Here is an 8,593-nt window from a genome sequence, read left to right as displayed (position 1 = left end):
ATAGTCATAAGGGAGTCTTCCTCCAGTCGTTAGTTTTGTGTGGTAACTTACTAATTCGACTTTTGGGGAGGTACTCCTTTTTTCTTGTCTTGAAAGCCTTACGAGACTAAGGGTTCACATTATGAAATTCATTCAAGTAAGCATTCTATTTAACAGTCAGGAGTAATTCTCGAGAAAAAAACGACTCTTTCTTTTTAATTTAGAGTCAAGCCATAGTGATTTTTAACAACATCCCCTCCTTTAACCAAAGGTAAGGGGGTGTTGTTATTTTAATAAATGGATTAATTTATAATTAGCTTTAATCTATAAGGACTGCTCAAATAGTAACAAAAACCACGCTCTACCAATAATTCCGAATGCAATATAGAGCAAATCGGTACGAATTCAATCGTAACAAAGCATTTTCATTGCTTTTCAAAGTGTGTAATGGGTAAAGGAATATCAAACAGGACGAAAAGACTAAATTCTAAAATACAATTGACAATGATTATCGTTTTTAATAAGATGCATACAACGGCAAAATTAATGATAATGATTATCAATATCGTTTGTTGGTAAGTAGTTTACATTTCAAATTTAATTAGAAAATGGAATTAATTAGAGGAGTTAGATACGGTACAGAAACTGTATTTATCTCCTCAAAAAATTTATTTTTATTGATAATAGTTATCGTTATTAATAAAAGCTTATAAACAAGAAAGTGGGGATCTACATGCAGAACTATTCAAAAAATAAACAATATCTTGATACACAAGCTAAGCGTGAATCGAATGCTCGTTCTTATCCACGTCGTATTCCAATTGCAATTCGTGAAGCAGATGGGATTTATGTAAAAGATGTGGAAGGGAAAGTGTATATCGACTGCTTAGGTGGTGCCGGAACATTAGCGCTAGGACACAACCATCCTGTAGTCATAGAAGCGATTAGGGGAGTGTTGGATGATAAGTTGCCATTACATACATTAGATTTAACAACACCAGTAAAAGAAGAGTTTGTGGAAGAATTGTTTACTAGTTTGCCAGAAGAATTTGCTAAAAAAGCTCGAATTCAATTTTGTGGTCCGTCTGGGTCAGATGCTGTAGAAGCCGCCTTGAAGTTAGTGAAAACAGCAACCGGCAAAAGAAGCATGTTGGCTTTTCAAGGTGGTTATCACGGAATGACCCATGGTTCTCTTAGCTTGATGGGGAATTTGGGACCGAAGAAACAGATCCCTGGTCTAATGCCTGATGTCCACTTTCTACCGTTTCCTTATGATTATCGCTGCCCGTTTGGCGTCGGAGGAAAAGAAGGGTTAGAAATTGGCCAAACGTATATTGAACAGCTTTTACATGATCCTGAGGGTGGCATCGTTCCTCCAGCAGGAATGATTATGGAAATTGTTCAAGGCGAAGGGGGAGCGATTCCAGCACCAGATAGTTGGGTGCGGGAAATAAGAAGAATGACAAAGGAAAAAGGGATTCCTTTTATTATCGATGAAATTCAAACCGGATTAGGACGGACAGGAAAGTTATTCGCATTCGAGCATTCAGGAATTACACCAGATGTAGTCGTTCTGTCAAAAGCAATTGGAGGTTCGCTTCCTTTAGCTGTTGTGGTCTATCATGAAGATTTAGATAAGTGGAACCCTGGTGCACATGCTGGAACGTTCCGTGGCAATCAGATGGCCTTTGCAGCCGGAACAGCAACGATTAAATTTGTGAAAGAAAATGGTTTAGCCGCGCACGCAGAAGAAGTCGGTTCTCGTTTTATGTCACAGTTACATGATATTCAAGCTCAAACACATTGCATTGGGGAAGTAAGAGGCCGTGGGCTGATGATCGGGGTTGAAATTGTTGATAAACAACATGCTTTAAATAAACTAGGACAAAATGAGCCAGCTCATCCCGAATTAGCGAGTCGCATTCAGCAAGAGTGTTTTAAACGTGGATTGATTATTGAGCTTGGTGGTCGGCATAGTAGTGTGGTTCGCTTCTTGCCACCTTTGATCATAACAGCTGAAGAAATCGATACCGTTAGTGAGATTTTTCTAGAGGCAGTTAAGCAAGCCGAAGCATCAATTAAAGAGCGTTTAACGCAGGAGGTGTAAAAAAATGACAATGAATCAAGTAGGTCTACTAGAACCGCTCACGCAACAGTCAGCGGTAAAAAGTGAGCAAAGGTTTGATCGTTACTTTTTACATAGCAAAGAGGAAAGTATCGACTACTATGCTAAAACAATGAAATGGGCACAAGAGGGTTTCGTTGATCAATTTTCTAGTAATGACAAGCCATACAGTGGATTAGCGCATGAAGAATTCACGAACCTTTTTGAGCAAACGTTTAAAGAAATTTTGCCTGAAGAACAGTCACCCGTTGAAACGTTATTCAAAAACATTGGGGAAACAATCTTGAAGCATTCGATTGTTGTGTCTAACCCAACATGCCTTGCCCATCTTCATTGTCCGCCTTTAAGTGCTGCTCTTGCTGCTGAAGTGATGATCAGTGGAACGAATCAATCAATGGATTCATGGGATCAAAGTGCCTCGGCTACTGTCGTGGAAGAAAAAATGGTTCGCTGGTTAAGCGATCTATTTTTAAACAGTAACCGAGCAGACGGGGTCTTTACAAGCGGGGGTACGCAATCTAATTTCATGGGATTGCTTCTCGCTCGGGATCGCTTCTTAAAAAAACAGTTGAATTGGAATGCACAAAGGGACGGACTACCGGTAGAAGCTAGTAAACTAAGAATTTTCTGCTCCAAGGATGCGCATTTTACTGTTCGTCAGTCCGCCTTTTTACTTGGATTAGGGGAGCAGGCCGTCATTTCCGTGAAGACAGATAGCGAACATCGAATGTGCGTAAACGATTTAGATCGTTGCGTAAAAGAAGCAACCGAACAGGGCTTACTCCCATTTGCCGTCGTGGCAACAGCAGGGACAACAGACTTCGGCAGTATCGATCCTCTAGCTGAGGTAGCCAAACGAGCTAATCATTATCAAATGTGGTTTCACGTTGATGCTGCTTATGGAGGAGCACTTATGCTCAGTGAGCGTCATAAACGTAAATTAACCGGAATTGATCTCGCTGACTCGATAACAGTCGATTTTCACAAGTTATTTTATCAACCGATAAGTTGTGGAGCTTTTCTCGTAAAGGACCGATCGAACTTTGATTTTATCAAACTAAATGCGGATTATTTAAACCCTGAGGACGATGAGGAGACAGGCATTCCAAACTTAGTAACGAAGTCGATTCAAACGACGAGACGCTTTGATGCATTAAAGCTGTTTGTCTCTTTCCATGCTCTAGGTCGAAAAACGTTTGCTGACATGATTGATTATACGATCAGTCTAGCTAGAGAAACTGCAACGGTGATTGAAGAGGAACCTGATTTTGAGCTATTGAACGAACCTGAAATCAATGCCGTTGTTTTTCGATATCGGCCTCAAGGGACGGAGAGATCAAACGATTTAGAATGGCTTAATCAAGTAAACGGATGGATTCGTACCAAACTTTTGGAACAAGGACACTCCATATTGGCACGAACGCGAGTTAATGAATCTGTTTACTTGAAATTAACACTACTAAATCCTCGGACAACGATAGAGGATATTCAATCGATTGTAAGCCAAATGAAACACTTGGTTCAAATAGAAGCACGTATATAGGAGAGGATGGATGAAATGAATTATAAACAGATTGCCGAACAAGCAACGATTCAAAGCCTATTAAATTGCTACTTAAGAGAAACTGTAGAGTATAAGGTACTAGAAAAAAGGAATGCAACGAACTTGGCTAGCAGACTAGACGATCGTCAGAAAGTAAAACAAATAGTTAATTGTGAATTATCAAATCAAGGCATTCACTTATATATTCCACTGTCATATTGGTCGATTACAGGGCGACATATTTTTTCGTTTCCACTCTACTATTCTCTTTCTGCTGAACGTAATCAACTGCTTGAACTTGATTATGTAACGCTCACAAGTCTAATCATCAAAGAGTTGAACGTGAAAGCAGGAGCTGCTTCGGGTGTGACTGGGAATCAAGACGAACTGATGATGCGAGTCATTTTAAGCTGCCAAAGTATCGAACAATTTATTCAAGCGCGCTATAAAGATAGTGATCGTCTCTATGAGCCTGATATGAGTTTCATTGAAGCGGAGCAAGCACTACTATTTGGTCACTTATTACATCCAACACCGAAAAGTCGTCAAGGAATTTCTGAATGGGATGCTCCTTTTTACTCACCAGAGCTAAAGGGACAGTTTCAATTGCATTATTTCCGTGTTCATACATCGATTGTTCAGCATGGATCAGCCTTAGAAGATACAGCCATTCATCTTGTAAAAGAACAATTACTAGCAGATCCTCACGTGACAAGTGAGTTCAAAACGACCTATTGTCAAGCAGATGAGTATGCTTTACTTCCGGTTCACCCGTGGCAGGCTGAATTTCTCATGCGGAAACCAAAAGTACAAACTTTGATGGAGCAAGGATTAATTGAGAATGTTGGAAGAGAGGGACGTGCCTTTTATCCGACTTCTTCTGTTCGGACCGTGTATCATCCAGAAGAAACGTATATGTTGAAGTTTTCGTTAAACGTGAAAATCACAAATTCTGTTCGTGTTAATAAGAACATGGAGCTTGAAAGAGGGGTAGAGGTAAAAAGACTGCTTGATGGAAAGATCGGTGAGGACTTGAGAAACCATCATCCCCATTTCCAAGTTATATGTGATCCAGCTTTTATGACCGTTCACATTGAGGGTGAACAAGAATCTGGCTTTGAGGTGATTGTAAGAGAAAACCCATTTCATGTACAACATGCACAGAATGCTACTCCAATTGCTGCGCTATGTCAGGATTCGATTGATGGACAGACGTCAAGACTAGCAGAGATTATCAAACAATTAGCGAAAAAGGAAGGACGATCAACCGAAGAAGTGAGCGTGGATTGGTTCCGCCGCTACCTAGATCGATCACTAAAGCCGATTATGTGGCTTTACTTAACGTATGGGATTGCGCTTGAGGCACATCAACAAAATAGTGTGATTCAGTTACAAGACGGTTATCCTGATCGTTTCTTCTATCGAGATAATCAAGGCTACTATTTTTGCGAGTCTTATCATGAGCAGCTTAATCAGCTGTTACCAGGGATTAGCGAGAAAAGTAACACCGTTTGTTCAGATGCGATTGCAGATGAGCGGTTACGCTACTATTTTTATTATAATCATTTGCTCGGCTTAGTTAACGCATTTGGTGTAGGCAACCTTATTGATGAAAGGAAGCTACTCGTGGAAATCAAGGAAGTGTTAGAACAGATTGAGGTCCCAACGGAAAGCGTATCGCAGCTAATTACTAGCTTGCTTACTTATGAAAAGCTGCCGTGCAAAGCAAACTTACTGACTCGTTTCCATGACATGGATGAGCTGACGGGTTCACTTGAAACGCAGTCTGTTTACGTTGACATCGATAACCCTTTAGCACGAAAGGAGTTGGTTACGAGTGAAGCTTATTGATGAAGAGACTGGATATGAGATCTCATTTCGACAAGTCAAGCAAGAGGAAGATCTGGAGCGTTTACATCATTGGCATCATCAAGCCCATGTCATTCCATTTTGGAAGCAAAACTTTCCTCTCCCTGACTATAAGGCCCATTTGCAAAAGTTATTAGATGACCGTCATCAGACTTTGTATATTGGCCATGTTAACGGTGAACCGATGAGCTATTGGGAATGTTACTGGGCAAAAGACGACATTATTGCGGATTACTATCAGGTTGACGATGAAGACCAAGGGATTCACCTGTTGTTTGGACCTAACGAATATTTAGGGAAGGGATTAGCGTTGCCATTCTTGCGGGCGATGACGGCCTTTTTGTTTCAGCATGAGGCGACGAGTAAAATTGTCGCTGAGCCTGATATTCGTAACGAAAAGATGATCCATATTTTTAAGAAATGCGGCTTTGAACCACAAAAGGAAATCGAGCTGCCTGACAAACGAGGGTTGCTCATGTTTTGTGAGCGTACAAGCTTTTTTAGGAGGTGGAAGAATGTCAACTTCATCGAGCAACAGCATGTATGATGTCATTGGTGTTGGGATTGGTCCTTTTAATCTCGGCTTAGCAGCGTTAACGGAAGAGAGCACGGAAGTAAAGTCACTATTTTTTGAACAGAAGCCTCATTTTGAGTGGCATGGGGGGCTTCTTATTGAGGAAACGACTCTTCAAGTCCCGTTTTTCGCGGACGTTGTCACGATGGCTGATCCGAAGAGCCGGTTCAGTTTTCTTAATTATTTACACGAGCATGAACGGTTGTATAAGTTCTATTTTCTTGAACGATTTCACATTCCAAGAAGGGAGTACAACCATTATTGTAAGTGGGTCTCTGAACAAGTAACAAACTGCTGCTTTGGGAAAAAAGTGACAACGATTCAGTGGCAAACGGATTTTGCTGAAGTGAGCTGGTTTGAAGGGGAACTAGACAGTCGTAACGGGTACTTTAAAGTCGAAACAGAGGACATGGAAACAGGGGAGGTCGACTACTATTATTCTCGTCATCTCGCAATTGGGATTGGCAGTACTCCTTCTATTCCAGATAGCATGTCTGGTCAAGCTAGAGAAAATCTGTTTCATTCGGCTGAATTCTTACAAAACAGGGAGCGATTACGTCAGGCAGATTCCATTACGGTTGTCGGTTCCGGGCAAAGTGCGGCTGAAGTCTTTCTTGAACTATTAAAGGAACAGCACCTTTATCACTATCAATTGGATTGGTTTACCCGGTCAAAAGGTTTCTTTCCGATGGAATACTCAAAGCTTGGTTTAGAGCATTTTTCACCGGATTATACCGATTATTTCTATCAATTACCACAGAAAAAAAAGGATGAGCAGCTGCCGAAACAGGACTTGCTATATAAAGGAATTAGCGCAACGACGATTGCCGATATTTACGATGCCCTCTATGAATATTCCGTCGGAGGGGAGACTCCTCCTGTTCGTTTGCTTGCGAAAACAGAAGTAGTAGATGTAAAGGAAATCGACCAAGGCATAAGTACGAAGTATCAATTGCGATGCAGCCAATGGGAGCAGGGGCAAACCTTTACACATGAAAGTGAGGTTGTCGTAGCAGCTACAGGCTATCAACATTCTATTCCGAGGTTTCTAACTGATCTGCACTCGCTTATTGGGTGGGATGAAAAAGGCAGGTATATCGTAGACGAAATTTATCAGTTGAAGCTCAACAAAGATATTGCTAATAAAATATTTATTCAAAATGGTGAAATGCATACCCATGGAGTTGGGGCACCAGACTTGGGACTCGGAGCCTACCGGAATTCGATCATTATTAATCAACTCGCAAATCGGGACGTATATCCTGTTTCAAAGCGTACTGTTTTTCAACAATTTGGAGTTTCGTAAATGACTTCTTTCAAAGTGACCCAGACAGTGTTATTTTTCTTGATTTTCTATTTAGTGTATACAGATGTGGCACTGTCACCCTTTTATCCTCAGTTTTTCGATAAGGTATTTGGAATTACCGATTTGGATTATACGGCTTTTTATATTTTTATCGCTCGCTTAACGGTTGTCATTGCCGTTCCGATTTGGGGGATACTTTCGAAATACTTTGAAGTTAGGCACTTGTTGTATGTAGGGCAATGGATATCGGCTGTTATGTTAGTTGGAATGGCAGGAGCGCAAGATGTCCAGCAATTTTTATGGCTTACGGTTTTACTTTTAATTGGAAAAAGTAGCTTTTTTCTCATTTATCCTTTGCTGATTGAGCTAAATGGAAAGGGGAAACGGTCTCGGGTTGTTGGAACGTACCATATGCTTTTTCACGGAGCGATCATCTTAGGGACGTTATCAGGGGCATGGATCATGAAACTTGAAGATCCTTTGCTCTTATTTTACGGGTTAGCTGTAATCGAGGTAGTCATTTGGATGATTTGTTGTTTCACATTTCGAAAGCTATCGTCAAGGAAAAAAACGGCACCTACCAAACAGTTGGGTCGCTCAGGAGAAAAGCAATTCCGTTTTTTAGTGACAATCGGTCTTGTCATTTTTGCCTTTCATACAGCGAACAATATGATTCGTCCTTACTTTGCAACGTATACCATTACTGATTTTCAGCTTTCGTTAGTTGAGAGTAGTGTCTTATTTATGATACCGAGTGTAATGGCGATTATTGCTTATCCAACGATTCGGAAAATCTGTTCACCGGAGAAAGTATCATTTGTTTTTGTGTTCGCTTTAGGTATTTTAGCTATAAGTCTTATGTTACAAGGAATGACTAGTAGTTTACTTGTGTTATGTATTGGAAGGAGTATGTACGGTTTCTTTCTGGCGATTGCCCAATCTGCACTCGAACTTTCCTTATTTAATAATAGTAGCAATCAGCTACACGTTAACTATACGATCGCATCATCATTCCAAAATGGAGGTTTGCTCGTCGCACCATTGCTCGCGTCAACGTCAGTTAGTTCATATAACTTAGCAACGCCTTTCGTTTTTGCCGGAGTCATTTGTTTGCTTACACTGTTTGTAGCACGCCTAACGATATGTAAAGATCAAAAGCCGCCCGTTCAAAAAGTAGATGCTGCGTAAAATAATGAA

The 8,593-nt window shown here is 40.7% G+C and carries 6 protein-coding genes; all 6 read left to right on the top strand.

The genetic code is table 11. The features are described 5' to 3' along the window. The first annotated feature begins 712 nt into the window (after positions 1-712). Genes SAZ04_RS16400 through SAZ04_RS16375 form a run of 6 tightly spaced genes read left to right on the top strand, consistent with a single transcriptional unit; the run spans position 713 to position 8,584 of the window. Positions 713-2,086 (top strand): aspartate aminotransferase family protein, encoded by a 1,374-nt coding sequence (locus SAZ04_RS16400; protein WP_431309021.1) that lies wholly within the window; start codon positions 713-715, stop codon positions 2,084-2,086. Between the two features lie 4 nt (positions 2,087-2,090). Then, on the top strand, positions 2,091-3,647 hold the full coding sequence (locus SAZ04_RS16395) for a pyridoxal phosphate-dependent decarboxylase family protein (RefSeq protein ID WP_332697188.1): 1,557 nt from the start codon (positions 2,091-2,093) through the stop codon (positions 3,645-3,647). 15 nt (positions 3,648-3,662) lie between these two features. Further along, positions 3,663-5,498: an IucA/IucC family protein gene (locus tag SAZ04_RS16390; RefSeq protein ID WP_332697186.1), complete on the top strand. Its 1,836-nt coding sequence runs from the start codon at positions 3,663-3,665 to the stop codon at positions 5,496-5,498. After that, positions 5,485-6,063 carry a GNAT family N-acetyltransferase gene (locus SAZ04_RS16385; protein WP_332697184.1) on the top strand — a complete coding sequence of 193 codons (579 nt, stop codon included), beginning with the start codon at positions 5,485-5,487 and terminating at the stop codon, positions 6,061-6,063. The genes SAZ04_RS16390 and SAZ04_RS16385 overlap by 14 nt, the downstream gene beginning before the upstream one ends. Continuing rightward, on the top strand, positions 6,032-7,396 hold the full coding sequence (locus SAZ04_RS16380) for a lysine N(6)-hydroxylase/L-ornithine N(5)-oxygenase family protein (RefSeq protein ID WP_332697182.1): 1,365 nt from the start codon (positions 6,032-6,034) through the stop codon (positions 7,394-7,396). The genes SAZ04_RS16385 and SAZ04_RS16380 overlap by 32 nt, the downstream gene beginning before the upstream one ends. Then, positions 7,397-8,584, top strand: a complete 1,188-nt coding sequence (locus tag SAZ04_RS16375; protein ID WP_332697180.1) for an MFS transporter — start codon at positions 7,397-7,399, stop codon at positions 8,582-8,584. The last annotated feature ends 9 nt before the right edge of the window (positions 8,585-8,593 follow it).

This window comes from Halalkalibacter lacteus, from assembly GCF_036663595.1.
GTDB lineage: Bacteria > Bacillota > Bacilli > Bacillales > Bacillaceae_D > Halalkalibacter > Halalkalibacter lacteus.
Note: the sequence above shows the minus strand (reverse complement) of the source record. Positions and strands in the feature narration are given on the sequence as shown.

Coding starts and splice junctions, on each gene's coding strand:
- SAZ04_RS16400 (WP_431309021.1), top strand. CDS start 713: ATGCAGAACTATTCAAAAAATAAACAATATCTTGATACACAAGCTAAG.
- SAZ04_RS16395 (WP_332697188.1), top strand. CDS start 2,091: ATGACAATGAATCAAGTAGGTCTACTAGAACCGCTCACGCAACAGTCA.
- SAZ04_RS16390 (WP_332697186.1), top strand. CDS start 3,663: ATGAATTATAAACAGATTGCCGAACAAGCAACGATTCAAAGCCTATTA.
- SAZ04_RS16380 (WP_332697182.1), top strand. CDS start 6,032: ATGTCAACTTCATCGAGCAACAGCATGTATGATGTCATTGGTGTTGGG.
- SAZ04_RS16375 (WP_332697180.1), top strand. CDS start 7,397: ATGACTTCTTTCAAAGTGACCCAGACAGTGTTATTTTTCTTGATTTTC.